Origin of the sequence: Longimicrobium sp. (assembly GCF_036388275.1) — a bacterium.
In the GTDB taxonomy this organism is placed as follows: domain Bacteria; phylum Gemmatimonadota; class Gemmatimonadetes; order Longimicrobiales; family Longimicrobiaceae; genus Longimicrobium.
On sequence record NZ_DASVSF010000002.1, the window covers coordinates 208,748 to 235,679 of the forward strand.

25 protein-coding genes are annotated in these 26,932 nt (G+C 68.7%); 15 read left to right on the plus strand and 10 right to left on the minus strand.

All coding sequences use genetic code 11. The annotated features are described in order from the left end of the window. Nucleotides 1-388: 388 nt before the first annotated feature. The 5 genes from VF632_RS00945 to murQ all read right to left on the minus strand — a co-directional run bounded on the left by VF632_RS00945 (nt 389) and on the right by murQ (nt 6,096). Nucleotides 389-1,858 carry a glycoside hydrolase family 3 protein gene (locus tag VF632_RS00945; RefSeq protein WP_331020957.1) on the minus strand — a complete coding sequence of 490 codons (1,470 nt, stop codon included), beginning with the start codon at nt 1,856-1,858 and terminating at the stop codon, nt 389-391. Nucleotides 1,859-2,334: 476 nt separating this feature from the next. Continuing rightward, nucleotides 2,335-3,552, minus strand: a complete 1,218-nt coding sequence (locus VF632_RS00950; RefSeq protein ID WP_331020958.1) for a HEAT repeat domain-containing protein — start codon at nt 3,550-3,552, stop codon at nt 2,335-2,337. A 4-nt stretch (nt 3,553-3,556) separates the two neighbouring features. After that, complete coding sequence (locus VF632_RS00955; RefSeq protein WP_331020959.1) at nt 3,557-4,702, minus strand: anhydro-N-acetylmuramic acid kinase; 1,146 nt, start codon at nt 4,700-4,702, stop codon at nt 3,557-3,559. Nucleotides 4,703-4,705: 3 nt separating this feature from the next. After that, nucleotides 4,706-5,179 (minus strand): hypothetical protein, encoded by a 474-nt coding sequence (locus tag VF632_RS00960; RefSeq protein WP_331020960.1) that lies wholly within the window; start codon nt 5,177-5,179, stop codon nt 4,706-4,708. Then, entirely contained in the window at nt 5,176-6,096 is a 921-nt protein-coding gene (murQ, locus tag VF632_RS00965; RefSeq protein ID WP_331020961.1) for an N-acetylmuramic acid 6-phosphate etherase, read from the minus strand. The genes VF632_RS00960 and murQ overlap by 4 nt, the downstream gene beginning before the upstream one ends. Nucleotides 6,097-6,277: 181 nt before the next feature. On the opposite strand from murQ, the gene ggt reads away from it, so the two are divergent. The 5 genes from ggt to VF632_RS00990 all read left to right on the plus strand — a co-directional run bounded on the left by ggt (nt 6,278) and on the right by VF632_RS00990 (nt 12,370). Continuing rightward, a complete protein-coding gene (gene ggt, locus VF632_RS00970) occupies nt 6,278-8,068 on the plus strand; it encodes a gamma-glutamyltransferase (protein ID WP_331020962.1) in 1,791 nt (596 codons plus the stop codon). 236 nt (nt 8,069-8,304) lie between these two features. Next, nucleotides 8,305-8,688, plus strand: a complete 384-nt coding sequence (locus tag VF632_RS00975; RefSeq protein WP_331020963.1) for an endonuclease domain-containing protein — start codon at nt 8,305-8,307, stop codon at nt 8,686-8,688. 305 nt (nt 8,689-8,993) lie between these two features. Beyond that, entirely contained in the window at nt 8,994-10,643 is a 1,650-nt protein-coding gene (locus VF632_RS00980) for a HAMP domain-containing sensor histidine kinase (RefSeq protein ID WP_331020964.1), read from the plus strand. A 46-nt stretch (nt 10,644-10,689) separates the two neighbouring features. Beyond that, complete coding sequence (locus VF632_RS00985; RefSeq protein ID WP_331020965.1) at nt 10,690-11,259, plus strand: hypothetical protein; 570 nt, start codon at nt 10,690-10,692, stop codon at nt 11,257-11,259. 91 nt (nt 11,260-11,350) lie between these two features. After that, the gene (locus VF632_RS00990) at nt 11,351-12,370 is read left to right on the plus strand and encodes a tetratricopeptide repeat protein (RefSeq protein ID WP_331020966.1); all 1,020 of its coding nucleotides are present in this window, start codon (nt 11,351-11,353) and stop codon (nt 12,368-12,370) included. Between the two features lie 49 nt (nt 12,371-12,419). Here the strand turns inward: VF632_RS00990 and VF632_RS00995 are convergent, their stop codons facing one another. Beyond that, nucleotides 12,420-12,929, minus strand: coding sequence for a type II toxin-antitoxin system YhaV family toxin (locus tag VF632_RS00995; protein WP_331020967.1), 510 nt, complete (start codon nt 12,927-12,929; stop codon nt 12,420-12,422). Next, entirely contained in the window at nt 12,930-13,256 is a 327-nt protein-coding gene (locus tag VF632_RS01000; protein WP_331020968.1) for a type II toxin-antitoxin system PrlF family antitoxin, read from the minus strand. A gap of 178 nt (nt 13,257-13,434) precedes the next feature. Here VF632_RS01000 and VF632_RS01005 point away from each other — a divergent pair, with 178 nt between their 5' ends. The 3 genes from VF632_RS01005 to VF632_RS01015 all read left to right on the plus strand — a co-directional run bounded on the left by VF632_RS01005 (nt 13,435) and on the right by VF632_RS01015 (nt 17,667). Further along, a complete protein-coding gene (locus tag VF632_RS01005) occupies nt 13,435-14,055 on the plus strand; it encodes a nucleotidyltransferase domain-containing protein (RefSeq protein ID WP_331020969.1) in 621 nt (206 codons plus the stop codon). A 239-nt stretch (nt 14,056-14,294) separates the two neighbouring features. Beyond that, nucleotides 14,295-16,730 carry a transglycosylase SLT domain-containing protein gene (locus tag VF632_RS01010; RefSeq protein WP_331020970.1) on the plus strand — a complete coding sequence of 812 codons (2,436 nt, stop codon included), beginning with the start codon at nt 14,295-14,297 and terminating at the stop codon, nt 16,728-16,730. Nucleotides 16,731-16,899: 169 nt separating this feature from the next. Then, nucleotides 16,900-17,667, plus strand: coding sequence for a LysM peptidoglycan-binding domain-containing protein (locus VF632_RS01015; RefSeq protein ID WP_331020971.1), 768 nt, complete (start codon nt 16,900-16,902; stop codon nt 17,665-17,667). Nucleotides 17,668-17,813: 146 nt separating this feature from the next. Here VF632_RS01015 and VF632_RS28180 read toward each other — a convergent pair whose 3' ends face one another. Next, complete coding sequence (locus tag VF632_RS28180; RefSeq protein ID WP_414682875.1) at nt 17,814-18,443, minus strand: surface-adhesin E family protein; 630 nt, start codon at nt 18,441-18,443, stop codon at nt 17,814-17,816. Between the two features lie 143 nt (nt 18,444-18,586). Between VF632_RS28180 and VF632_RS01020 the strand changes: the two genes are divergently transcribed. Then, nucleotides 18,587-19,252 (plus strand): hypothetical protein, encoded by a 666-nt coding sequence (locus tag VF632_RS01020; RefSeq protein WP_331020972.1) that lies wholly within the window; start codon nt 18,587-18,589, stop codon nt 19,250-19,252. A 71-nt stretch (nt 19,253-19,323) separates the two neighbouring features. Here VF632_RS01020 and VF632_RS01025 read toward each other — a convergent pair whose 3' ends face one another. Further along, nucleotides 19,324-19,953 carry an SGNH/GDSL hydrolase family protein gene (locus VF632_RS01025; protein WP_331020973.1) on the minus strand — a complete coding sequence of 210 codons (630 nt, stop codon included), beginning with the start codon at nt 19,951-19,953 and terminating at the stop codon, nt 19,324-19,326. A gap of 455 nt (nt 19,954-20,408) precedes the next feature. Here VF632_RS01025 and VF632_RS01030 point away from each other — a divergent pair, with 455 nt between their 5' ends. From VF632_RS01030 to VF632_RS01050, 5 genes are all read left to right on the plus strand, one after another. After that, nucleotides 20,409-21,302: an HNH endonuclease signature motif containing protein gene (locus VF632_RS01030; protein ID WP_331020974.1), complete on the plus strand. Its 894-nt coding sequence runs from the start codon at nt 20,409-20,411 to the stop codon at nt 21,300-21,302. Between the two features lie 102 nt (nt 21,303-21,404). Then, a complete protein-coding gene (locus VF632_RS01035) occupies nt 21,405-22,019 on the plus strand; it encodes a hypothetical protein (protein ID WP_331020975.1) in 615 nt (204 codons plus the stop codon). A 171-nt stretch (nt 22,020-22,190) separates the two neighbouring features. Then, nucleotides 22,191-22,757, plus strand: coding sequence for a hypothetical protein (locus tag VF632_RS01040; protein ID WP_331020976.1), 567 nt, complete (start codon nt 22,191-22,193; stop codon nt 22,755-22,757). A gap of 935 nt (nt 22,758-23,692) precedes the next feature. Then, entirely contained in the window at nt 23,693-24,271 is a 579-nt protein-coding gene (locus VF632_RS01045) for a potassium channel family protein (RefSeq protein WP_331020977.1), read from the plus strand. Between the two features lie 173 nt (nt 24,272-24,444). After that, nucleotides 24,445-24,903 carry a hypothetical protein gene (locus tag VF632_RS01050; protein WP_331020978.1) on the plus strand — a complete coding sequence of 153 codons (459 nt, stop codon included), beginning with the start codon at nt 24,445-24,447 and terminating at the stop codon, nt 24,901-24,903. 142 nt (nt 24,904-25,045) lie between these two features. Here the strand turns inward: VF632_RS01050 and VF632_RS01055 are convergent, their stop codons facing one another. Beyond that, the gene (locus VF632_RS01055) at nt 25,046-25,891 is read right to left on the minus strand and encodes a patatin-like phospholipase family protein (RefSeq protein ID WP_331020979.1); all 846 of its coding nucleotides are present in this window, start codon (nt 25,889-25,891) and stop codon (nt 25,046-25,048) included. A gap of 219 nt (nt 25,892-26,110) precedes the next feature. On the opposite strand from VF632_RS01055, the gene sufC reads away from it, so the two are divergent. Beyond that, nucleotides 26,111-26,878, plus strand: a complete 768-nt coding sequence (gene sufC, locus VF632_RS01060) for a Fe-S cluster assembly ATPase SufC (RefSeq protein WP_331020980.1) — start codon at nt 26,111-26,113, stop codon at nt 26,876-26,878. The last annotated feature ends 54 nt before the right edge of the window (nt 26,879-26,932 follow it).

Here is a 26,932-nt window from a genome sequence, read left to right on the forward strand (position 1 = left end):
CGGCAGCGACCGAGGGATCCGCCACACAGCGGTGGATCCACTCCACACCCTGCAAGCACGATCCTGTTCGTCTTCTCGTCCGCCGAACAGAACCGGGGCTCGGCCCGACAGAGAACGATGAGCGTCCCGCCGAATGTGTGGCGGATCCCTCAGTCGCTGCCAATTACGGCGTACGGGTAGGGTCGCCGGGGCCGCTCCCTCGGGATGACAGCGGGCGCCGCCGCCTGCCGGCGCGCAGTCCGTTTCTCCCTCTCTCCCGCGCAGTTTGCTGGGGAGAGGGCTGGGGAGAGGGGGCTCCCGCGGCATGCGCCGGCGCCCATCGAACCCCGACCGAAGTTCCCCCCTCTCCGCACGCAGTTTGTGCGGGGAGGGGCCGGGGGAGGGGCCTCTACCGGTCCAGCCCGCTCGCCAGCTCCACCAGCCCGCCCTCCGCCCCCGTCAGCCAAGCAACCGCAGCCTGCTGCATGATGGCCTCGCCGCCCCACGCGGCCAGCAGGTGGCGCGCGGTGGGAAGCTCGTGCGCCAGGCGCGGGTGGCTGAACAGGATCACCGTCGCGTCCGGGTGTGCCTCGGTGATCGTGCGCACCTTTTCCTGTGCCGCGGCCGAGATGCCCGGCCGCCCCTTCCACGCACGGATGTCTGAGTACACCGCCACCAGCGGCGCACCGTCGTCCGCGATCTCGATCCCGGCCGCGCGGAGGGCCGCGGGAAAGGCGTCGCGCGGATACGGGGGCCAGGGTCCGCCCAGGTCGTCCTCCACCTCTTCCAGCCGCACGCGCGCCGGCAGTTCCGGCGTCCCGCGGCAGACCCGGAGCGAGCGGACGGCGATATCCAGCGCCCAGCGCCGGTCGTCGTCCCCGCCGTAGCCGCCCTCGGGAACGCTGGCGCACTTCTCCGCGGCCGCGGCGGTGCGGTTCAGCGCATCCTCCACCCGCTCGCGGCTCAGCCGCCCATCGCCGATGGCCGCCTGCACCTCGCGGATCACCGCCTCGGCGTCCTGCGGATACAGCAGCACGTCGCACCCGGCGGCCAGGGCCTGCACCGAGGCCTTCGCCTCGCTGCCGCCCTCCGTCAGCCCCTCCATGATGATGGCGTCGGTCACCACCAGCCCCTCGAAGCCGATCTCGTCGCGCAGCAGGTCCACCAGGATACGCGTGGAGAGCGTGGCGGGCTGCCCGTCGGGGTCCAGCGCGGGGTAGGCCACGTGGGCCGTCATCACCGAGTCAACCCCCGCCTGCGAGGCCGAGCGGAAGGGAGCCAGGTCCTTTTCCAGCGCCGCGCGATCCACGCGAACGGTGGGCTTCTCCACGTGCGAGTCGCCGACTGTGCGCCCGTGCCCCGGAAAGTGCTTGGCGCACGACAGGGCGCCGCCGCGCGCGCACCCCCGCACCCAGGCCGCCACGTGCAGCGCCACGTTGTCGGGGTCCGTCCCGAACGCCCGCACCCCGATGATGGGGTTCTCAGGCTCCAGGTCCACGTCGGCCACGGGGGCGTAGATCCAGTTGACGCCCAGCGCCCGCGCCTCGCGCGCCGTCAGCTCGCCGGCGCGTTCGGTGATGGCGGGGTCGTTCAGCCATCCGATGGCGGCGGCGGGGGGCAGCGGCGTCGCGCCGCGGAACTGCTGTCCGGCGCCGCGCTCCAGGTCGCTCGCGATCAGCAGGGCGTGGCGCGAGCGGCTGTGCAGCTCCGAGGTGAGCGCGCGCACCGCGTCTACCGGGCCGCCGAACAGGATGAACCCGCCCACGCCCATCTCCAGCCCGCGCTCGATGGCGTCGCGGTACCCGTCCCACCCGATCTCGCTGCTCCACCGGACCGCGGGCAGCAGCAGCCTCGCGACGTTCAGACCCTCGTAGCTCATCGATTCCGATTCTGTCGTTGTCGTAAAGCGCGGGAGGCCCCTCCCCCGGCCCCTCCCCGCACAAACTCCGTGCGGAGAGGGGAGAACTTCGATCGCGGTTCGACGGGCTGTGGCTCATGCCGCGGCCGCCCCCCATCCCCAACCCTTCCCCCGCAAACTGCGCGGGGGAAGGGAGTCAGCCCTGCGCGCTCCCGCGGGCGTGGTGCACGGCACCGTCCCGCCCAGTCGCGCAGGCGGACTTCGTGACGTGCCAGCAGCGGTTTCAACCACCGGGATCGGCCCGGCGTGCCGCACCATCCCCACCCACACACCGAAGCCCGAAGTGTACCCCCTCTCCCACGCTGTTTGTGGGAGAGGGTCGCACGCGTGTCAGCGCGGCGGGGTGAGGGCCCCACGGGTGAGGGCCCGCCGCGCCGACGCAACCTGCGGTCCAACGGTTCTGGGGAGACGCGATCCGGCGGGAGGGAGAAGCCGGATCAGGGCTGCGGAGGCGAATCGACCGGCCCGGGAAGGATGAACGGCGTGATGCCCGGCCCGCGCAGCACGAACCCCTCGGCCCCCTCGCCCACCACCATCCACCTCACCGGCGACGCCCCGCGCCTCACCTCGGGCCGCGCCGTCGCCGTGATCCGGCCGACCACCTCGGTGGCGGTGCTCGAGAACGAGGCGCGCAGCACCTCGTAGTCCAGCTCGGTGGCGTCGCCGCCCAGCTGCCGGCGCGCGCCGGGCACCTCGCGCACGAAGACGAAGCCGCCGGTAAAGGGCACCACGCGGGGCGCCACGCCGGGCCCCAGCGTCACCGTGTTGCCGGTGCGCAGGTCGCGGATGCGGATCTCGCGGTCGGCCTCGAACACCACGACCGAGCGCGTCGCGTCGAAGAACCCGGGCACCACGTTCCCCACCACCTCCACCTGCTGGCCCAGCGGCACCAGCGACGGGGAGCCCCGCACCTCCACCCACAGCGCTCCCACCTGCACCCCTCCCAGCGAGTCGGTCCACGCCGGATGGAAGACGATGGTGGGCGCGTCCTCCGGCCCGCTGGTGCGCAGGTCCCGGCGGGCGTCGCGCGTCAGCGGGGCGCCGCGCGCCTCCAGCAGCTCCAGCACCTGGCGCGCGATGGTGCGTACCTCGGCATTGTCATCTCGCGCCACCATCGTGCGCACCAGCGGCGCATCCTCCACGTCCAGCCGCTGCAGCACCGTCAGCCGCACCAGGGACGACGGGTCGCCCGCCGCGGCCCGCAGCGCGTTGCGTGCCCCCGCCGAGTCGGGGAGGAATCGCTGGAGGGCACGGGCCGCCGCGGCGCGAATCACGTCGCTCGGGCTGCCGGTCAGCTGGCGGCGGATCAGGTCCAGCGACCCCGCCGCCCGCCGCTCGGCCAGCAGGGCGATGGCGTTGCCGCGCACGTTCTCGTCCGCCTCGGCGTCTTCCACCAGGCCGATGAGAATGGCGTCGAGCTCCGGCCCCAGCACCTCCAGGCGCGCCCGCGCGCGGAAATAGGCGGGCGAGGGCTCGTCCACGTCCAGCACCCGCCTGACGTCGGCCATCATGGGCCGCGAGCCGTGGCGGGTGGCGCCGGGGCCGCCCCACAGCACGCATCCACCCAGCGCGGCCATGCCCGCCAGCGCGAACGCGCGGCGGGCCAGGCGGCTAAGGGCGGAGGTGCGGTGCGGCGGCATCGGCCTCGGGGTCATCGGGTCAGGCGCCAGGCGTCAGCGAGCCCAGCACGCGGGGGCCGGCGGCTCCCGTGGCGGACGGCACGTTGGCGGGAATGCCCTTCAGGTGCGCCCACGCCAGCAGGGCGAAGGCCACGGCTTCCTTCGCATCGGGATCAACGCCCAGCCCCCCCCCATCCGTGACAGGCAGCGGGGCCAGCAGCTCGCGGATGCGCCCCGCCAGCGTGGGATTGCGCGCCCCGCCCCCCGTCAGCATCACCTCGGCGATGCCCAGAGGGATCACCCAGCGCTGGTATGCGTCGGCGACGGTGCGGGCGGTAAGCTCCGTCAGCGTGGCGACCAGGTCCATCCAGTCCTGGTCGCCCTCGGGCTTGATGGCCTCCACCAGCCGCTCCACGAACGGCCGGCCGAACTCTTCGCGCCCGGTGGACTTGGGCGGCTCGGCGGCAAAGTACGGGTGCCGCAGAAGGTCCTGCAGCAGCGCGGGATCCACCGTCCCGCGCGCCGCCAGCCGGCCGTCCTTGTCGTAGCGGTGGCGGCCGCCCGTGGCGATCTCCACCGCGGCGTCGATCAGCGAGTTGGCGGGGCCCGTGTCGAAGGCGAACACCTGCTCGCCGCTTTCCTTCGGCGGCACGCGGGTGACGTTGCCGATGCCGCCCAGGTTCTGCAGCGCCCGTGCCTGGTCCGGCAGCGCGTACAGCAGCTGGTCGACCCACGGCACCAGCGGGGCGCCCTGCCCGCCCGCCGCCACGTCGCGCGGGCGGAAGTCGGCGACGACGGGGCGGCCGGTGCGCTCGGCGATGGTCGCCGGGTCGCCCAGCTGTAGCGTAGCGCCCCGGCGTCCATTCGCCGGCGGGCGGTGCCACACCGTCTGCCCGTGCGAGCCGATGGCGTCAACCCGCTCGACCGGCGTGCCCGTCCGTTCGCAGACCGCCAGCGCCGCCTCGGCCAGCCACTCGCCGAGGTCGGCGTGCAGGTCGCAGAGCGCTTCCGCCGTGCCCGCCAGGATGGCGTCGTGGATGGCCGTCCGGCGCGCCTCGGTAAACGCGAGCGTGACGAAGCCCTCCATCCGCACGGCGACATCGTCCGTCGTCTCGCCCGAGACCTCGACGAGGGCGGCGTCGATGCCGTCCAGCGAGGTGCCCGACATCAGGCCGACGATGCGCACGGGTCAGCCGTCCCGGCCGGCCTGGCGCACGCGGGCCAGCCGCTCGCCGTCGGCATCCACAACCGCGCTCACCAGCTGGTACATGGTCACCGGCTCGCCGTCCACCTCGGCGCGCCAGTCCCATACGTTGATCCCGCGCCGCTGCAGCATGGCAAAGTTGCGGGCCCGGCGCGAGGCGAACGCGACCAGGTAGCGCTTGCCCACGTCGTGCTCGTTGGGAAGCTGCAGCAGGAAGTCGCCGCCCCGCGCCAGCGGCCGGCCCTCGGAAAGCGCCTCGATGGCCTGCCCCAGCCACTCGTCGGAAAGCACCGCCGTCTTCAGCTCGGGAAGGAGCGAGGCACCGCGCCCGCCCACGTCTTCCACCGCCAGCGCCAGGGCGCGCGGGGCGATCTCCAGCCGAAGGAGCAGGTCTTCCCACTCCACCTCGGAGGGCGGGCGCTGGGGAAAGCGGTCGAACCCGCCGGGGAACGGCGTCATCGCGCGCGGCTTTCCTTCAGCACCTCGCCCACGCGGCCGCCGTGGCGCGCCAGCTCGGCCGAGGCACGCTCGCGGTCGGCGCCCGTCCACTTCATCACCATCGCCAACTTTACGCTTCCGCCGGACGCCTTGAGCAGCGCGCGGGCCGGCTCGCGCTCCAGGTCCAGCGTTTCCATCAAAATGCGCTCGCTGCGGTCGCGCAGCTTTTCGTTGGTGGCGCGCAGGTCGATCATCAGGTTGCCGTACACCTTGCCCAGCCGGATCATGGCGCCCGTGGTCACCATGTTCAGCACCAGCTTGGTGGCCGTTCCCGCCTTCATCCGCGTGGACCCAGTCACCACCTCGGGGCCCACCAGGACGGAGATCACCACGTCGTACACCTGCAGCATCCACTCGTCGGGATGGGTGCACAGGAGAAAGCCGGTGCGTGCGCCGCGCTGCTTGGCCCGCGTCAGCGCACCGTGCACGTACGGCGTGCTCCCGGACGCAGCGATGCCGAAGATGAAGTCGTGGGGCCCCACCTCGCGCGCGTCCATCTCCTCGCACCCCGCCTCGCGGCTGTCCTCGGCGCCCTCCACCGCGTTCAGCAGGGCCGTGTATCCGCCGGCGATGATCCCCTGCACCATCTGTGGATCGATGCCGTAGGTGGGCGGCATCTCCGACGCGTCCAGCACGCCCAGCCGCCCGCTGGTGCCGGCACCCACGTAGATCAGCCGGCCGCCCTTGCGGAAGGCCGCCTCGGCGAGCTCGATCGCCCGGGCGACGGCGTCGATCTGGGCGGCCACGGCGGGCGCCACCTTCTGGTCTTCGAGGTTGATGATGCGGGCGATTTCCAGCGCCGACAAGCGGTCGATTTCCGCGGTGGCGGGGTTGCGCTGCTCGGTGAGCCGGGGGTCCAGCGGCGGCCTGGGAGTCATCCGTCGGTGACGCGGGGGAAGTACGGAGCCGGACGCAACGTGCGCCGTTCCGAAGGGGAACGCAAGGAAGGTTCCGGGTCGCCGCCCGGTTGCCCCCGCCGCGCTCCGCCGTAGTTTAGATCCGGCAACGTACGGCACCCGCGCCGTGCCGACCAGTCCCCTGCTGCCAGGCGGCCGAACCGTGACCACGATCTTCCGCGCGCTCCCGCTGCTCCTCCTCACCCTGGCGCCCGCTGCCTGCGGCCCGTCCGGCCCCGCGCGCGCCGAGGCGGCGGCCGACGACACCGTCCGGTTCGCCGCCGACTGGGAGTTTCCGCGCGGCTCCATCTCGCCCACCCTGGCTGCGCGAGGGATGGTGGTGACGACGGACCGCGTGGCCAGCGAGGTGGGCGCCGAGGTCCTGCGCCGCAACGGCAACGCGGTGGACGCGGCCGTGGCCACCCACTTCGCCCTGGCCGTGGTGAACCCCGAGGCCGGGAACATCGGCGGCGGCGGGTTCATGGTGGTGCGCATGGCCGACGGCACCACGGCGTCGCTGGATTTCCGCGAGGCGGCACCCCTTGCCGCCACCCGCGACATGTTCCTGGACTCGCTGGGCAACGTGTCGGACTCCCTCTCCATCGTCGGCCACAAGGCCGCGGGGGTGCCGGGCTCGGTCGCGGGGATGTGGGAGGCGCACAAGCGCTTCGGCTCGCTGCCCTGGGCCGAGCTGGTGCAGCCCGCCATCGCCCTCGCCGAGGGGATCGTGGTGCACGAGCGCTTGGCCAGCTCGCTTCGCTCGTACGAAGACCGGCTGAGCCGCTATCCCGGCACGGCGAAGGTGTTCGTTCCCACCGGCCGGGTGCCGCGCACGGGCGAGCGGCTCGTGCAGGCGGACCTGGCGGAGACCTTCCGCCGCATCGCCGCCGAGGGGATGGACGGCTTCTATCGCGGCCGCACGGCGGAGCTGGTGGAAGCGGAGATGAAGCGCGGGGGCGGGCTGATCACCCGCGAAGACATGGCGCGCTACAAGGCGGTCTGGCGCGACCCGGTGAACTTCGGGTACCGCGGCCACCAGGTGATCTCCATGCCGCCGCCGTCCTCCGGCGGGGTGACGATGGCGGAGATCCTGAACATCCTGGAGGGATACGACGTACCGCGGATGGGCTACCTGTCGCCCGAGCACGTCCACGCCTTCACCGAGGCCACCCGCCGCGCCTACGCGGACCGCAACGCGTACCTGGGCGATCCCGACTTCGTGCGCATGCCCACGGAGCGCATGGTGTCGGACGCCTACGCCGCCGAGCGCCGCCGGGGGATCGACCGCGCGCGCGCCACGCCCTCCACGCAGGTGGCGCCGGGGCTGGGCGCGCCGGCCGAGGGCGAGCACACCACGCACTACTCCATCGTGGACGCGCGCGGCAACGCCGTGGCGGTGACGACGACCATCAACTCGCTGTACGGCAACCTGGTGACGGTGGAGGGCGCCGGGTTCCTGCTGAACAACGAGATGGACGACTTCACCAGCAAGCCGGGGGTGCCCAACCAGTTCGGGCTGGTGCAGGGCGCGGCGAACTCCGTGCAGCCCGGCAAGCGGATGCTGTCGGCGATGACCCCCACCATCGTGCTGGACCCGGCGGGCAAGGTGCTGCTGGTGACGGGAACACCGGGGGGATCCACGATCATCACGTCGGTGGCGCAGATCGTCAGCAACGTGGTGGACTTCCGGATGGACGTGGCGACGGCGACGCTGGCACCGCGGCTTCACCACCAGCACCTTCCCGACACCCTGCGCTACGAGCGCAACGGCCTGACCGACGCCACGGCGGCGCGGCTGCGCGCCATGGGGCACGCGGTAACGGAGCGCGGGGGATTCCAGGGCGACGTGCAGTCCATCATCGTGCTGCCCAACGGCTACCAGTCCGGCGTAGCGGACCCCCGCCGCGGCGGCGCCGCCGTCGGCGTGGGCGAGGTGAGGCGCGTGGTGCAGTAGAGACCGCGTTCCGCCGACGAAGGAGAGGGCCGCCCCTGGTACCGGGGCGGCCCTTCGTTATTTAGCACGAGCATACACGAGAGCAACAAGAATCTGGACGGGGGTGTGGACGGATGTTACAGTGCTCGTCCTTCGCCCCGCGGGGCCCTCACCCGTCCTCGCTTAGGCTCGTCCACCCTCTCCCACAAACAGCGTGGGAGAGGGGGTACACTTCTAAGTTCGGTGCGAGGTCTGGTATGAAGCAGAGCCGGCATTCGTCGCGAGAGGTGCGCGCCGCCGCCCGGGCGCTTCGGCGGGCGGAGACTCCTGCTGAGGAGAAGCTGTGGCGCGTGCTCCGGGGACGGGCGGTGAACGGGCTCAAGTTCCGCCGCCAGCACCCGCTGCACTCCTGCGTGCTCGACTTCTTCTGTGCCGAGGTGGGACTCTGCGTAGAACTCGACGGCAGCGTTCACGATGATCCACTCCAGCGCGAGCGCGACGATGTCCGCACCGCACATCTGGCAGCCCACGGCATCCGCGTGATGCGCTTCCGCAACGAAGAAGTCCTGCACGATCTCCCCTCCGTGCTCCAGCGCATCGCGAGAGCCGCTACGCGGAACCACGCGCCCGCACCAGACTGAAGTGTACCCCCTCTCCCACGCTGTTTGTGGGAGAGGGTGGACGCGTGTCAGCGCGGACGGGTGAGGGCCCCACGGCAGCCGAGGACGCGCCCCCCGGCCCCGTGTGCACCTCACCCCGTCCTCGTGTTCGCCACCAGGGACGCAGCCCGCCCCCGCCGCCCCATTTTGCCGCCGCGTTCCCGATTTCCGTGCAATCGCCCCCGGATCAGAGGCGAAGCCCCATCGCGGACGAAAGCCGCGCCGGGGCTTTCATGGCACGTACGGCTGGCGGCGCCCAAGAACGATTTCTGCATGGCCGGGCGATCGTGATTCAAGCACCCGCTATCTCCCCGACCGAGCTCGCGCTCCTCGTCCGCGAGAGCGGCACCTGCGCCGCCGCGTTCCACGCCCTGCTGGAACCGCTGCGCGAGGCGGCGCTCATCCACGGTGCGTGGTGGGTGGGCGGCAGCTCGCCCGCGGCGTGGCCGGAAGGCTCGGCGCCCCCCGCCCTCGCCACCTCGCCTGCAGGCGTTTCCTGCCACGGAACGGAGCGCGGCGCCGCCCTGGTGCTGGCCCTGGGGGGACCGCTGGGAAGCGTGGTGGTGCTGGCCGAGCGCGAGGCGTTCGGCGTGCCCCTCGGCCCGGATGGCGGGTGGGAGCGGGTGCGGCTGGCGCTTCACGCCGTCGCCCAGCGGGAGCGCGAGCGCACCGAGGTGGAGGCCGAGCGCGAAACCCTGCTGCGCCGCGCGGAGGAAAGCGAGGCCCTTCACATCCTGGGGCTGGCGGCCAACCGCACCCTGGACCCCGACGAGGTCCTGACCCTGGTCGCCCGCTTCACCCGCACGCTGCTGGGCGCGCACTACGTGACCGTCAGCACGCGCGAGGGAGACAACGTGCGGACCATGGCGGCCGTGGGGCTGCGCACCGACGCGCCGGTGCTGGACGACGACCCGTTCGCCCGGCGGGTGATCGAGGCCGAGAACCCCATCTCCCTCGGCGGCGCGGACGGCCTTGCCCCGGCCGAATACCCGTTCCACGCCAGCGAGCAGATGCAGGCCGGCCTCGGCGTTCCGCTGGCGCTGTTCGGAAGCACGTTCGGGGCGCTGGTGATCGGCTACCGGCGCGCCTACCAGCCGTCGCCGCAGGACACGCGGCTGGCGCTCACCCTGGCCGGGCACGCCGCGGTCGCCATCTCCAACGCCCGCCTTCACCGCGCCCTTGCTGGGCGGGGCGAGGAGCTGGCGCACGCTCTGGACGAGCTGCGCGAAACGTCGGGGGCCAAGGAGCGCTTCTTCGCGTCCATGAGCCACGAGCTGCGCACGCCGCTGAACGGCATCCTGGGATACCAGGCGCTGCTCCTCGACGGATTGGCCGGCGACATCCCGCCGACGGCCCGCGGTTTCCTGGAAAAGGCCAGCACCGCCGGCCGCAACCTGCTGCGCATCGTCGACGACATCCTGGACTACGCCAAGATCGAGGCCGGCCGCGTGCAGCTCACCATCCAGCCCGCCGCCGTCCGCGAGCTCGTGGAAGACGCGGCCGCCACCCTGCAGCCCGTGGCGGATGAAAAGGGCGTGCGCCTGTCGCTGCAGAAGCCGCCGTGCGCCTCCTTCATCAACACCGACGCGGCGCGGGTGCGGCAGATCCTGGTGAACCTGCTTTCGAACGCGGTGAAGTTCACCCCGCCGGGCGGCGAAGTGTCGGTTTCCGCCGACGCGCTGGGCGACGCCGGCGTGGAGCTGCGGGTGCGCGACACCGGCCCGGGCATCGCGCCCGAAGACCAGCAGCGCATCTTCCACGAGTTCGAGCAGGTGCGCGGCACGCGGGGAGGAACCGGGCTGGGGCTGCCTATTTCCCGCAAGCTGGCGAAGATGCTGGGGGGCGACCTGGTGGTGGAGAGCCGCGTGGGCGAGGGCTCCAGCTTCATCGTTCGCCTGCCTGCCGCCGCGCCGGCGGGCACGCCGATTGCGAAATGAGCGGCTCGCGGTAAACGGATTGTTTCCTCCAGCAGGCAGTCGGACGATGTACACGCTCCGCACTACGCTACGCTTCGCCCTGCTCGCCACTCTGGCGGGCGCGGCAGCTTCGTGCGCCGACAGCCCGGCCGCGCTGCCGGCGCCGGGCGCGCCCGCTTCGCTGGCGCGCTTCAGCGGCGCGGCCCCGCTGGAGTGCCCGGTGTCCACCGCCACCAGTGCCACGGCTACCATCGGGGCCCTCGGCGGCATCCTGGAGGCCGGAGGCCACCGGGTGATCATCCCCGCGAACGCGGTGCTGTTCCCCACCCGCTTCACCATGACGGTTCCGGCGTCGCGGTACGTGGAAGTGGACGTGAAGGCCGCGGGGCTGGAGCACTTCGAGTTTCTGCAGCCGGTGGTGATGTCGCTGAGCTACGCGCGCTGTACCCGCACCGACATCGACCGGGAAAGCCTGCGGATCTACTACGTCGATTCCCAGACGCGGGAGATCCTGGAGGACAAGGGCGGCGTCGACAACAAGCTCACCCGCACGGTCACCACGGTTACGGACCACTTCAGCGGATACCTGATCGGACAGGGCCGCAGCGGCGACTCGGGCGGCGACGGCAGCAACTGACCGCCGCCCGCGCTGCGAGCATGGGGCCCCGCGGCAGAACGTCGCGGGGCCCGTTTCGTTGATGGCGACCATCCCCAGTGCCGATGAGTTCATGACGGACGACACGGCCGCGCTGCAGGCGCAGGCGTCCAGGCTGGAGCGGGAGGGCGACTGGCCGGCCGCCAGCGCGGCGTACGCGGCGGTGTTCCACGCATCCGTCCGCGGGGGCGACATCGCCCCCGCGGCCGACGCGGTGCGCGGGCAGGCACGCATCCGGCAGCAGGAAGAGCGCTGGGAAGAGGCCGAGGAGCTGGCGGAGCTCAGCCTGGAGCTGGCCGAGCGCAACGGGCTGCGGCAGGCGGCGGCGCGTGCCGTCAACACCTGCGCCGCCATCCGCTACTTCCAGCGCCAGTACGAGCCGGCGCGCACGCTGTTCGAGGCCGCGCTGGAGCGCGCGCTGGACGTGGGCGACGACGCGCTGATCGGGTGGGCGTGCCTGAACCTGGGCGTGGTGGCCAACATCCGCGGCGACCTGCGCGAGGCCCGCACGCGCTACCTGGAGGGGATCGGCTCGTTCGTGCGGTCGGGCGACAAGCAGAACGCCGCCCTGGTGTACAACAACCTGGGGATGGTGTGCGCCGACCTGAACGAATGGCTGGAGGCGCAGGTGTGCTTCGAGCGGGCCATCGAGATCGCCGGGCGGATGTCGGGCACCCCCCTGCTGGCGCGCATGTACGCCAACCGCGCCGAGCCGCTGCTGCGCCTGCGCAAGGTGCGCGAGGCCCGCGAGTCGCTGGACCGCGCCGAGCAGCTGGCCCTGCGCGTGGGGGCGCACGGCGCGTTGTCTGACGTGGCGCGCTTTCGCGGCATGGTGTCACGCGCCGAGGGCGCCCTGGGTGACGCCGAAGCGCACCTGGCGCGCGCCGTCGAGATCGCCCGCGACGCGGAGCTGGAGCTGGAAGAAGCCGAGGCCCTGCGCGAAATGGGCGACCTGCAGCGCCTCCGCGGCCGCGAGCACGAGGCGCGCACGTCGCTGGAGCGCGCCCGCGAGCTGTTCACCCGCATCGGCGCCGACCGCGACGCCGAGCGCGTCGCCGAGATGCTCTGGGAAGACGAGCCGGTGGCCGCGTAGGGTTTTCGTCCTCGGCATCGACATGCCGATGCCGAGGCACGCGCGGGGTCTACTCGCCTGGGAGTTCCAGCCCTTCGGATTGGGCCAGCAGCTCGTCCCAATCTCCCGGAGGCGCCCCGGCTTCGAGCATCCGCTGGAAGACGGCATAGGCATCTGAACGCGCACCGCGGGCGCGGAGCGTGTCGTCGTCGTTCACCCAAGCGTACACGATCACGCGAGTGTCAGAGCGAAATCGGAAGAACAGGCGATATCGTTCGTAAAACCCCGCGGAGAACCAGTGCCTGTTCTCCCTGCCTAGCGTATTTCCCTGCCGAAACTCCGGCGAGTTGGGGTTCGCCGGGATGATTTCTGTGATCAGGCGGTAGATCGCGGCCAGCCGCTTCGTCGAGCGGTGCGACTGGAAATTCCGTGGATCGGCAGGCTCGAGCTGCTCCACCTCGCGGATGAGATCGGCGAAAAGTTGCCCAAACGCCCGCCACTGGTAGAGCTTCCACCCGTTCCTGGCCGGTGGCTCGCGCGGGTTGTCAGGCGCACTCGAGCGATGGCGGAGGCCCGTCACTTAGTCGAGCGGTGCATCCAGGTTCACCTGCATGCCACCCACCAGCCGCTCCGCGCGCGCAAGAAGGTCTGCTGACAGCGGCTGGATGCTTTCCGGGTTGTCGAGCATGTCGCGCTCGATGAACGAAAGGAATGCGCCGAGCACAGGGTCGTCGCCCGGAACCCACTGCTTCTCACTCTCGACCGTGCGGACCAGGAGCACACCCGGACCGATGTAATCCGCTTCGACATTCCGGGAATCAAACTCCGGATGCGAACGGAAGAGGGCTGACTCGAATGCGAACGACTTCGAGTTCCCGGTCCTGGTGAAGCGTCCTTTGTATGGCATTGCGTTCCTCCTTGCAATCGACCCTAACCCATCGGTTAGTACAAACGTAATTACCTCCCGGCGCGCGTCAAGGCTTCCGGGGCGCACTGGCGCCGCTCTCAACTTGCGGCCCCCGCAATGGCCTGTGACACGGAGCGGCCGCCTGTGCTAACTTTCAGCACAGACCAGGAGAGTCACCGTGCCTGCATCGATTGCTCAACGATCCAGCCTCGCAGCCCTGTTCCCATCGCTGGCCATGGCCCGGCTGGTGGTGTTCTTTCTGGTGCACCCCGGCGGGAGATTCCACGTCCGAGAGCTGATGCGCCAGACCCGGCTGCCGAGCGCGTCGCTGCAGACCGAGTTGCGTCGGCTGACCGTGCTGGGTACGCTCCGCCGTGATGACGAAGGAGGCCGCGCGTTCTACTCGGCCGACCGGGAGCACGCGGCTTGGCGCGCGTGGATCCTGCTCCTGCGCGCGTGCGCCCGCCCGGCCGACGTGCTTCGGGAAGCGCTCGTGGACGCGAGCGGAATCGAAGGGGCATTCGTATTTGGATCCGTGGCGCGGAACGACGCGGGCCCGGAGAGCGACCTCGACGTCCTCCTGGTGGGCGACGAGGCCGCGCGTCAGCAGGCGGGGCGGGTGCTATCCGACGCATCCGTGCTGATCGATAGGGACCTGGACGTGGTCGGCTACGCGCAGGACGAGCTTCGCGCGCGCCTCCGCTCCGGCAACGCGTTCATCCAGCGCGTGCTCGAAGGGCCGAAGGAGTGGCTGCGCGGCCACGATGGAATCCTCAACGAGGGGGCGGCAACGGCCTGATGGCGTCATGCCGAGGATCGCGGAACCGCAAGGGCGTCCGTAGACGGAACCATCCGGCCGGGCGCGGGGGTATCTCCAGGAAACGCCCGTGTGCCCCGCCGTGATCCAACTCGCTGCCATCTCACGATTTGGGGAACGGATCGTGCTCCTTTCCATACTCGGCAGCGCGTGGCGGGGCCAACTCCGGGCCTCTCATGCCGGGAACGTGCGCGTTCCCACTTGCGGTTTCGTGGTACCCAATGATCCAGCATCGCTTCGCACCCGCCCTGGCGGCCCTCGTGGGCCTTGCAACCGGCCTTGCAATCAGCAACGCCGCCGGGGAGCGTGCATTCCTGTCCAGCGTCCCCACCGTTTCGGAGCTTACGCCCAGCTTTTCCGCCGACCCCATGCCCGCGTTCAGCAACGCGCGGATGGCGCTGGCGGTGCGCGAGGCGCAGGGGCTGGTGGACGGCGGACGCCCGTGGGAGGCGTGGAAGGAGCTGCGCCCGTTCGTCGACGAGCCGGACGATGCGCCCGACGCGGTGCTGCTGCTGGCGGCGCGGGCGGCGGCGGGATGGGAAGGATGGACGCAGGTGCGCCGCCTGCTGAACGGCCGCGACTGGCTGGCGCAGCGAGCGGGCGGCGAGGGGCTGTTCCTGCTGGCCCGCGCCCACGAGGCCAAGGGCGACTGGCCCGCCGCGGCCGACGGCTACCGCCGCTATGCCAAGGTGCGCCGCGCCCCCCGACAGGCCGAGGCGGCCGCGCGCCTGGGCCGCGCGCTCGGCCGGCTGAACGACCTTCCCGGGGCGGCCGACGCCTACGACGAGGCGGCGCAAGCGCTCGGGCGCGAAGGCGACTGGCTGCGCGTCCTCCAGGCCGAGGCGCTGGCCAAGGCGGGCGACAAGGCCGCCTTGGCGGTGGCGGGCACCGCCAGCTCCAGCGCCCCGGTCCGCGTGCGGCTGGCGCGTGCCGAGGCGAGGTACTGGCTGGCGCAGGGTGACACGGCGCAGGCGATGGACCGGCTGGCGCGCGAAGAAGGGATCCTGCGCGGCGCCGGTGCCGATCCGCACGCCGCCGAGCTGGCGCTGGAGCGCGTCCGCCTGCTGATCGCCGGCGGACGCCTGGGGGATGCACGCGACGCGCTTCGCCGCGTGGCTGGCGACGACGCCGTGCCCGGCTCCGTCCGCGTTCGCGCCGCCGCCCGGCTGGGCGAAGTAGCCACGGCGCCCACGGCCGACGAGCAGATGGCCCGCGCCGCGGCGTACGAGGCGGGCAATCGACCTGGCCTGGCCGCCCGCAGCCTTCGCGCGGCCCTTCGCGCCGGCGCGACGGCGGACCCCGCACAGCGGCTTCGCCTGGGTAGGCTGCTCTTCGAGGAGCGCGACTTCCGCCCGGCCCGCGAGGTGCTGGCCGGCCTGTCCGGAGAGCTGTCGGACCCCGCGCAGCAGGCCGAGGCCGAGCTGTACGCCGCCCGCGCGCTGGCCCGGCTGGGAAGCGCCGACGGATACGCCGAGATGCGCAAGCTGGCGGAAAAGCGCGCCGGGACGGCCGCCGCGGGAACGGCGCTCTACCTGCTGGGCGACGTGGCCGACGACCGGGGCGCCGCCATCGCGTACTACCGGCGCGCGGCGGCGGTGCAAGTCTCGCCCTACGCCCGCGAGGCGCTGTTCCGCCTGGCCGACCGCACCCTGAAGGCGGGCGACGCGGGCGCGGCCTTCGCGGCGTGGGAGACGTACGTGTCGCGCTATCCCCAAGGCGAGACCACCGCCGAGCTGGCCTATCGCGCGGGGGTGATGCACGAAAAAGCGGGGCGCGACGAGCGCGCGCGCGCGATGTACGCGGCGGCCATCCGCGCCGACCCGGTATCGTATTACGCCGTCCGTGCCGGCGACCGCGCGGGCTCCAACCCGCTGGCGGGCGCCCTGGCGAACGAGCGCGCCTGGCCCATCGCCGCGCGCGACCAGGCCGACGCCGACGAGGGGCGGCGGCGTCTGGATGCGCTGCACCGCACCGGCTTCGCGGCGGAGTTCAAGGAAGAGCTGGCCTGGCAGACGTACCGGTTTCGCTCGCGCCCCGGCGCGCTGCTGGTGCTGGCCGAGGGGCTCGCGGAAGATCATCCGGTGGAGGGCATCCGCATTGGGCGGGAGCTACTGGACGCGCGCGGCGGCGAGTGGGATGCACGGCTGCTGAAGGTGGTGTTCCCCTTCCCCTTCCGCGACATCCTGATGGCCGAGGCGGACCGGGCGAACGTCGATCCCTACCTGCTGGCCGGACTGGTGCGGCAGGAATCATCGTTCAACCCCAAGGCGCGCTCCTGGGTGGGCGCCACGGGGCTCAGCCAGATCATGCCGGCGACGGGTGCGTGGCTGGCGCCGGGCGCGGGGGTCAGCAACTTCGATCCCAGCCTGCTCGCCGTCCCCGAGATCAACCTGCGGATGGGCTCGCGGTACCTGCGCGACCAGCTGCGGCGCTATGGTGGCAAGCGCGACCTGGCGCTGGCGGCGTACAACGCGGGCCCCAGCCGGGCCGACCGGTGGCGCCGCGAGCTGGGGTACGGCGGCGACCCGGACGTGTTCCGCGAGCGCATTCCGTTCGACGAAACGCGCAAGTACGTGAAGGTGGTGCTTCGCAACGCGGCCATCTACCGCCGGCTGTACGGCGGCGAGCGCTCGCCGGGGCTGGCGGGCGGATCGTAGTCCGCCCGAGCCGGACGCGTGGACCCCGGCGGAGGCTCGCGGTGTAGGCGTTGACCGTTGCCGCGGGCGCACCTACACTGTGCTTTCGCGCCCGCAGCCCTGGCCGTGCATCGTTCTCGGGCGCGTCCGTACATCTTCCGACACGGGCGAGACCATCCGCCAAATGCCGATGCCAATCTTCCGCTTTGCGGCATCCCTGCTCGTTCCGGCCGCGCTGGCCCTGGCGGCGGAGCCGTCGCGTGCGCAGACAACGCTGCGGGGGTCGCCCGCCAGCGTCGACCGCATGTACCAGCAGGCCCGCTCGCACGACCTGACGTTCTACCGAACGGCCACGGGGGTGCGCGGCGCGGCGCGCGACGGCGACCTGGTGCGCATGAGCGGCAACGCCGACTACCGGCTGGCCGGCGTGTCGCACCCGTACGCGCTTTCCATCACCCGCACGTTCGTTCAGCGCCTGGCGCGCCAGTATCGGCAGACCTGCCGCGAGCAGCTGGTGATCACGAGCGCCATGCGTCCCACGTCGCTGCGCCTGGCCAACTCCGTCGACCGTTCGGTGCACCCCACGGGCATGGCCATCGACATCCGCCGCCCCACCAACGGCCGCTGTCTGACCTTTCTTCGAGAGACGCTGCTGCGCCTGGAGCGCGAGGGGGTTCTCGAGGCCACCGAGGAGCGCCGCCCGCCGCACTTTCACGTGGCGGTCTACCCCGGCCCGTACCGGCGCTACATCGGCGACGCGGAAGCGGCGCCCGCGGGGCAGCGCTCGGCCTCGCGCCCGCCGGCCCCGCGTCGGGACACGTATCGGGTGCGGCAGGGCGACTCGCTGTGGGAAATCGCCCGGCGGCACAACACCACGGTCGACCGGCTGCGCGTGGCCAACGACATGCGCACCAACCGCATCGTCGCCGGCCAGGTGCTGATCATCCCGGCGCGCTGATCGGACGTTTCTCGGCCTGGTAGGTGAAGAGGCCGGTCATCGCCGGGGAAGAGAAGCAGCGAACCTGTCGAAGAACTTCCTCCCGGACTGGGTCGGTGTTGGGCACTTTGTCGGAACCGTTGCCCGAAATCCGCCCTTGGGGCAATCTACTTCTTTCCGCAGGCGAATTTGTGCACGCTCCCTCCCGTCGTTCCGGGAGTGACCGGGCGAGTCTCAGCAGTCTCCTCCGGCGGCACTTCTCCGACAAACTTACCCAGAAGGTAGTAGTTGCCTCGCAACACGCGCAGGACACCCGTGTCGCAATCAGCCTGAAGGTAAAGAGTCGCCTTGTTGTGCTGCGGAGGGCCGTCCTCCAACTGGGCGAACTCGACCCGTACCCACACGTTCACGTATGAGCCGTGTCGCACAACTGACTCTTCTTCGACAAAGGCGGTAAGTCTTGGGCTCGACGAGATTCGCCGCCAACCCTTGTTTGCCGCTTCCATCTCGGTTCTGATGGCCTCGCACCCCGTGAGCAACATGAAGCACGTGGCGGCAGCGTATGCGAGGAATGGTGCCGAGCATCTCATACGCTTGGAACTGGCAGGGGGGTCAAAACGCGAAGGGGGCCAACAATAGCGGCGGTTGTCTCCGACTACAAGCATCCCGCCGGTCAACCCCTGCGTGAGTGCCAGCCAACTGCGACAACGGCGCCGCTTCCGACCCGGAGGCGGCTTTTTTCGTCTCACCACTGTCGCTACGGCCGAAGGGACAGGATCGTCCACGGACGCGGACATGGGCACGGCATTCGCGGCGTAGAAATCGAGCAACGGCGCGGGTTTCGGCTGGGCACCGGGGTTGCCCTGCCGTGTTGGTGCGCCGCGCCTCTCCTTGCGCGGACCAATCACACCGTGGGACCCCGAGCAGGAGGCAGTTTCCGATGAAACGCATGGTACGCGGCCTGGCGCTGGCGGCGACGCTGGCGCTGGGCGCCACCGCCGGCGGGTGCGCCGGCTATGGAATGGAAGAGGTGCTGAACGGCGGGCTGGGCACGCTGTACGGCAACGAGGTGGAGGGCGAGATCCGCGGCGTGAACACCCGCTCGCGCTACCTGGAGGTGCGCACCTACAACGGGCGCAGCGAACGGGTGCGCTACGACGGCCGCACGCGCGTGGTGTACCGCGACCGGCAGTACAACCCGTCGGCCCTGGAACGCGGCGACGAGGTGAGCATTCGCACGTCGCGCGACCGTGACGGCTACCTGTACGCCGACCACGTTCGCGTGCGCAACAGCCGCGGCGACGACCGGTACGACTCGCGGGATCGGGACAGGGACCGCGACCGGCGGGACCGTGATCGCGATCGGTACGAGGACCGGGGCCGGTACGACGACCGCGTCCATTCGCTTGACGCGCGCGTGGTCCGGGTGAGCCGCACCACGCGCCAGATGGAGCTGCGCGCCAGCGACGGACGCCGCATCTGGGCGACGCTCCCCCACGACTCGCACGACCGCGACCGGTTCAACCGCCTGCGCGAAGGCGACCGCGTGCGCCTGACGGGCCGCTACACCAGTCGGGAGCGATTCGTCATCGAACGCATCCGGTAACTACGGGTGGAGGATGAGAAAGGGGCGAGGCGGCCGGTCGGCTGCCCCGCCCCTCTTCCGTTCGCGCGCGGTCAGACGAAGACGGGGGCGCCCCGCGCACCCTCCTGGCCTTCGATGGCGCGGATGATGGCCTTGGCGATCTTGTGCCCGCCCTGCACCGACGGCTCGATGGGGTTGGCGTAGTCCTCCGGCTCGCTGCAGACGATGCGCAGCTCGATTGCGGGCAGCCCCAACTCGAAGGCCGTCCGCAGGATCGCATCGTTGAACATGATGAGTGCCGTGGGGGCCAGCCGCTGCATCACGTGGTCGCCGAAGTTGCCGTTGTAGATGGTGCAGACGGTGAGCGGCAGGTCGTTCCTGAGCAGCTGCGCGACCACGCCGCGGTAGGCGTTCTCGAAGCGGTCGCGCATGTCGGCCAGGTGCCCCAGCGCGTCGGCGACGGTGGATGCGCGGCGCTGCAGGATGTCGACGTTCATCAGCGCGTCGTTGCCGCCGATGCTGAGCACAAGGTGCGTGGCGTCGCGCGGAATGCGGCCGTACTGCACGGGAATGCTCCCCGTGGTCGCGCCGTCGATGGCGGAAAGCGTGGCGCGCCATCCCTCGGGCATCTCGCGCTTCAGGTGCGCAACCACGTCCGGGCCGCCCGCCACGTACGACGCGTTGTCGAAGATGCTGTCCCCGAGAAGAACGATATGCGGCATGTCTCCGTACTCCGTTTCGGTTCAGGAACGAACCCGGAGCAGGAGCAAGCGCAGGGCCCACCAAGGAACACGAAGGCGTCACGCGGAGGCTCCGGAGAAATGCGCGAGAGCCTCCTTCGTGGCGTGCCGACTCACGCCGGGAGAAAGTGATGCTCACGTGGGAGCCGCACGTCGCATTCCTGATAACGCGCCGGACAGAGCGCTATCTCGCCACCGCGCGTAGACATCTGCGGAACGCCGCTCCCACTGGCAGCACATGGGATTGAGTGCGTTGGATTTACGGGAGGTTGACGTCCAAGAGCCCGAGTATTATCTGGATTGAAGCGGAGTCGGCTATGCGCTCAATCTCGGGCTGTTAGCCGGAATTCCGCCCACTGAACAAGAAGTTAGCCGTTGCTGCTCCCGCGACTGTCTCTGCCTTTCCTGCCCCTTGGAATTGACTGCGACAAAAACCCATGGCACACAAGTACACTGATGCGCGTCCGGCTATCCCCGCCGACCTGCGCCGCGCGGTGTCTGTTGAGTCCGGACATGCTTGTGCCATCGCGCGGTGCGGGGAGCACACGTACCTCGAGGTTCATCACATCAACGGAAACAGAGGCGACAATCGCCACGAGAACCTGATCCTGCTGTGCGACAAACATCACAAGATGGCGCACGCTGGGCTCATCGACAGAAAGGCGGTTGCTGAGTACAAGGCAGCACTTCGCCGCGACCACCATGCGGCTCTAGCAGAACGGGTGGCGAGGCTTGAGGAACTGCTGAAGGCGCACCCAGCACCAGGGACGCACGACCTCGTGGCTCGCGTAGCGCAGGCAAAGGATGGAGACGCGGGCATTCCGACGCTCTCGTACGCGAGTGGCGCACAGCTGTCGGCGCTCACGCTTGAGCAGCTCGCACTCACGCGATTCGAGCGGCAGCGCAAGGTGTCACTCTTCCGCAGTGTGCAAGTCCGGAGCGGCGATGTACGTCTCCAGCTCGACGCACTCTTTCGCGCCCCCGAGGGACAGCACGACCTCGTTGTCGAAGTGCGCTGGCTCAGGAAGCGGTACCTGGACGCTCCGGTATGGGCTCGTCAGGTCGCGGCGGCGACCGACGCGTATTCTCTGTTCACTGGTCGCCCAACGCGCGGCGTCCTGATCTTCGTCACGCCCGCTCGCCCATGGGCGAAGGTCGCCGACCTTGACTCAACATCACAGGAGTTGTCGAGGCTGGAGAACCCACCAGAGGTGGTGGTCTACAACTATGATGAGCTTGGATTCACGCCCGCTGCCATGAGCGCTGACCTGCTACGGTCGACTCAGACGTCAACTTCATCGGACGATCCATCGCCTGACAATGCAGGCTAACAAGGCGTTGTACCCGACGCCGTCCTCCGTCGATGGCGCTCTGTCGGCCGGCGCGGGTGAACGGTTGACTCGCCCTCACACGATCTTCTTCGCGCATTGAAAGTGATCATCAACCCGATCGTCTATGAGCAACCGAGCCTCGAAGTCGAGTACGACTACGTCGGGATTATCGACGGGCTGGAGCCGAACGACCGACGAGGCTTCGCCATCACCGAGAAGTTGAAGACGTTCCTGAACGGCGCAGGCGTCACGACGGCCTTGGCGGACGTCCGGTCTGCGCGAGAAATGCTAGGCGCATTGAAGACCTTCAACAAGGAAGCGGTGAGCGGTAAGCGATTCATGCTTCATTTCGTCTCGCACGGAAATAGGGATGGCGTCGCCGCAGGATCGGAGTTCGTCGATTGGGCAACGATGCGACCGTTTCTCCAGCGGATTCATGCGGCGACAGAGAACACGTTGTTGCTCAACATGAGCACGTGTAAAGGTTTGCACGGCGTGAAGATCACAGAGGGCAGCGGCCCGTATCCGTTCTTCGGGTTGATTGGCGCGAAGGAGGACCTCTACGTGGCGGACGCCCTAGACGCGAATCGGCGGATCTATAACAAGTGGCTTGCCGGCGTGCCCGTTCAGCAGCTCGTGCCGGAGACGAATGCCGAGATGGGCCGAGAAGTCTTGTTCAACATCTCGTCGGAAGGTTTCCGCAAACTTTCCTCGTAATCGGGGACGTCAAGTGCTTGTGAGTTGAAATCCGCTCGCGCGAGGACCAACGAGTGGATGAAGGCGACGGAGGGCCGGGCATGTTTTAGGGCATTCTTCAGCTCTGGTCCACCGGTCCTCCGCGCCTTATCCTGAGCGTTAGGCGTTCTCACCCTTGGAAGGCGACGTGGCATGGAGGAATTTGAGTGGATGTCGGCCGAACGTAGGGATCAGGTTGAGAAGCTATATGGAAGGTTCATGGATGCCCTACGGTCTCCGGATGACTTGCTCAATATGGTCTTGCGCGGTCACCTATTGGTCGAGGAGCAACTCGATCGGGCTGTACGTGCCTTCGTCCAACGGCCTCAGGATGTTGACGCTGCTCGGCTGACTTTCTTCCAGAAGATCCAGCTTACTCGGGCGTTCAACATACGGCACCCCGACGAGCCAGTCTGGCGCGCAGTCGCAGCACTTAACGTGTTGCGAAACGATCTTGCCCACCGTCTGACATCTTCGGAGAGAGACCGTAAAGCACGCGAGTTAATAACGTCGACCCGGGAGGATTATCCTGGCCCGGATTACCACGCGGAGGAGGAAGAATTTACGATACCTGAACAGCTGCAATTTGCCATCGGATACCTCTTAGGAGCCTTAAACGGCATTGCTGGCGAGTATGAACAGCGCGCCAGAGTTGCAAAGGAGCCAGTTGAAGCACTTTTGAACCTTGAATATGACTCTGGCGAGGGCGCGGAGGAATAGACCTGCTGCCGTCGAGTTGCCTCTAGCACGAGAGCGGCCTAACAATCGGCTGCAGGGATGCGGGGCCTTGCATGCTTCGGGCCGGGAGAGTCTTACGGGCCCTGCCCCGCGCCCCTGACCCTTGTGTCGTTAGGCCGCTGGGAAAGCATCGTGGCAGCCGCAGACGGTTTCCTGCGGCTGCCCTTGCAATCCTCACGCAAGCGGTGCTACCCCTCGCAACCTCGCCCACTCCATCGCCTCAAGTAGATAGCTACGTGCGAGTGAACCGGAATCGAGCCGGTTGTGAGCCGAAGATGAGACGATTGTGAACCGGACGTGAGGCGGGTACATTATTATGTGGCCGATTGCTCGGCTCGCATTGAACCGCCAACAACTCATAGGCACGAACCAAGACCTCGCTACTAAGAGGGACAGCTTGCAATCGGCTCTCGACCAGTGGGTTCAGCGACCTGTCCTGCCGGTGGTGTACCTAAACTACAAGGGTGCTATCGACACGACGGCAATTCGTTCGCTCCGCGAAATCTTGCGGGAGAGATGGATCGCAGCTACTGCGGGTGCTCCGATTAGTGAACCGCTGAGTCGATCTCAGGTGCGTTTCTTTTACACTACGCACACGGACTCAGTAGTCGCTCAGGAGATCGCTACGATCGCCAATCGCTACTTCGAGGGTAAGGGGTGTTCGGCCGCAAAATTCACCGCCCGCTACACGCCGGGTTATGAAGGAAAGGCTCGCCCTGGCGCCTACGAGTTATATCTGCTTCCAGGTTGTCAGTGAGTGACAGCCAAGCCGCTGCACCCCCGCGCACGTGGCCTAACAATCGGCTGCAGTAGATGCCGGGCCTTGCATGCTTTCAGCGGACGAAAGTCTTGCGCGCAGGCCCCGCACCCCGGACCCTTGTGCCGTTAGGCTCTACACCTGATGAACGAATCGTATAGTGTCAACAGACGGGCGTAGAGCGAGAATCTACCGTCATCTCCAGAATGGTGGCACCAATCCGCTGATCTGGGCCGTGATAGGAACGGTAGTCGGCATTGGGGATACCCTTGTCGCAGCTCCATTTCTCAATTCTGTTTTTACTGCACCGATTTTTCTACTGGTAATAGCGGTTCCAATTGCCTCGTTAGTCGCCGTTCTCGTTTTCTATCCGAGCCATGAGCGGCGGCTGAGTAGTTTAGTCGCTCTTTACTTTTCGCTGATCCTAATCTTCTCCGTTCTCCATTTTCAACTGGTGCTGTTTTTTGACGAAGGACACATAGCCTACGATGGTATTCATCCAGCATGGAAGTGGCTGGGAGGTACGCAGGGACGGATACTCGAGGTAGGAAACGTGATCCAGTCGTTCGCGGATTGCTTCCACTTTAGCGTCGTGACTATGACGACGGTCGGTTACGGCGATATGACTCCTACAAGATGGTACAGCCGGCTCTTATCCGACGTTCAGATTCTCATTGGTCTGGGCGTAGTTGTCGTCGGGGTAGGACGATATTTTGCGGGTCTCACGGCCAAGGAGTAACCGGCCAAACCGCTTTGATGCGACAATCCCCCTTCTGACTCTGAGCCACAGCCTACAATCGCTGCAGGAGATGCGGGGCATGTTTTCAGCGCGATGAAAGTCTTGCGCGACGGTCCCACGCCCCTAACCCTCGTGTCGTTAGCTTAGGCCTGTCCAACATCCTTCTTTGCTAGATGATGACTTTTCGCTTCATCGTTGCATTTGCACCCCACACGAAAATCACGGCGGTAATCCGTTTCCTAGTCGCCGTGTCCGTTTTGTTGCTGCCCGCGTGCAGCGGCGGCGCCGAAGACCGGCCGCAAGCCCCAGATCCGAATGAGGTCGAGCGCGAGGGGGAGGGCGTGCTCATTCCAGTACCCGGGGATCCAGCGCGGGCAGTATACCAACTTATCGAGATGTCTCAGATGTCGAACGGCAATCTCGAGGTGCTCACGCGGCGGGACGGCTCGTCCGGCACTTCCTACGCGCGACGGGAGACCGACTGCCGAAACATGACGTTCCGCTATGTAGGTGAGGGCGATACGCGCGCGCAGGCGGAGGAAGACAGTCCCAATCGTGGAAGTATGGGTGAGCTGGTTCCAGGCTCCATCAGCACTGAAATCTCCGAATTCGCATGCGCACGGGCCAAGTAGAGGCGGTATCTTTCCACCACTCACCGCTGGGTAGTGAAGGCCGCTGCGTCGTCGCGGAATCCCGAGTTTCTGTCCAACGCCAGCCAGCACGGGAAGTCCTGTGCAGTTCCTCTCCGTCTCGTCCGTGTGAGGCCGCATCTCCTTATTTCGGAAAACGCGCGAGGGCTTCCTTCATGGCGCGGTAGCCCTCCTCCAGGAAGTACTGCGTGCGGTGGAAGTCCCACGAGCCCAGGTGCCCGATGCGGGGCCTGACGTGCGTCACGGGCAGCCCCTTCCACTCTTCGAGCGCGCGCACACGCTGCGCGGCGATGTTCATCGTGAGAATGCGGTCGTGGATGGCGATCATCCCGCGGTCGAAGTGGCCGGCGGCGGGTGGCAGGATCTCCGAACCCACGTCCACCGCGATCACCCGCTCCGCCCCCCACTCGAACGCCTGCTTCACGGGAAGCACGTTCAAGATGCCCCCATCCACCAGCACGTCCCCGTCCAGCCGCAGGGGCGGAAAGTAGATGGGAATGGCGCACGACGCGTACACCGCATCCACCGGGTCCACGTCCTCGCGCACCCCCGTGCCGAACCACACCTCGCCGCACCCCATCAGCGACACCGCGTTGATCCGCAGCGGAATCCCGGCCTCGGCGAACGACTTCAGCGGCAGGTTCGCCGACAGGTAGCGGCGGAAGTGCCCGCCGTCGAACACGGCCTCCTCGCGCACGCCGCCCATCCACACCGCGCGCCGGTTGATGGAAACGATGTCCTCGCGCGTCAGGCTGCGCGCCAGCTCGCCCAGGTCCCGCCACCCCATGCCGCCCGCGATGGATGCCCCGATCAGCGCGCCGATGCTGGTGCCGATGATGGCGTCGGGGACGATGCCCGCCTCGTCCAGCGCCTTCCACACGCCCACGTGCGCGGTGCCCTTCATCCCTCCGCCGCCCAGCACCAGCACGGTGCGCGGCCCCGGGGACGGCTGCGGATCTGCGTCGGTCAACGGCGTACTCGCGGGCTGGGGAAAACGGGGGCGGAGAAAGGCGGGTCCGGCCCGCAACTTGGGCCCCTCCCCCCGGTGCCGCGCAAGGGGCGGAACCTTGACCCGGGAGCCCCCGGAACCTAGTTTGTGGATGATAGTAAGAATCATTCTTGCTAGATACGAAGCGGACACGAACCCGAGACGGCCGGCGCGCGCCGGCGTGCCCAGGAGAACCGATAGATGGCTGAACCGCTGCTCAAGATCACCAACCTTCATGCCGAGATCGCCGAAGACGGCACGGAGATCCTCAAGGGGCTGAACCTGGAGCTGAACGAGGGCGAGATCCATGCGATCATGGGCCCCAACGGCTCCGGAAAGAGCACGCTCAGCAAGGTGATCTCGGGCCACCCGGCCTACGAGGTGACGGACGGCGACATCGTGTTCCAGGGCCAGAGCGTGTTGGACATGCAGCCCGACGAGCGCGCCCGCGCCGGCATCTTCCTGGCCTTCCAGTACCCGGTGGAAATTCCCGGCGTGTCGGTCGCCAACTTCATGCGCACGGCGCTGAACGCCAAGCGCGGCGAAGAGGTAGACATCTTCGACTTCCAGGAAGAGCTGGAAGGCCGCATGGAGATGCTGGAGATGGACCCCGTGTTCGCGCAGCGCTCGGTGAACGACGGCTTCTCGGGTGGCGAAAAGAAGCGCAACGAGATCCTGCAGCTGGCCATGCTTGAGCCCGCTCTGGCCGTGATGGACGAAACGGACTCCGGCCTGGACATCGACGCGCTGAAGATCGTCACCGCCGGGATCAACAAGATCAAGTCGGAGCGCACCGGCATGTCGGTGCTCCTGATCACGCACTACCAGCGCATGCTCAACTACATCACGCCCGACAAGGTGCACGTGATGGTGGACGGGCGCATCATCCGCACGGGCGGCCCCGAACTGGCGCTTGAGCTGGAAGAGCGCGGCTACGACTGGCTGAGAGAAGAAGTACCGAGTGCGTAGTACCAGGGGCCAAGTGGCCGGACTGCAGATCCTGGCACTTGGTACCTGGCACCT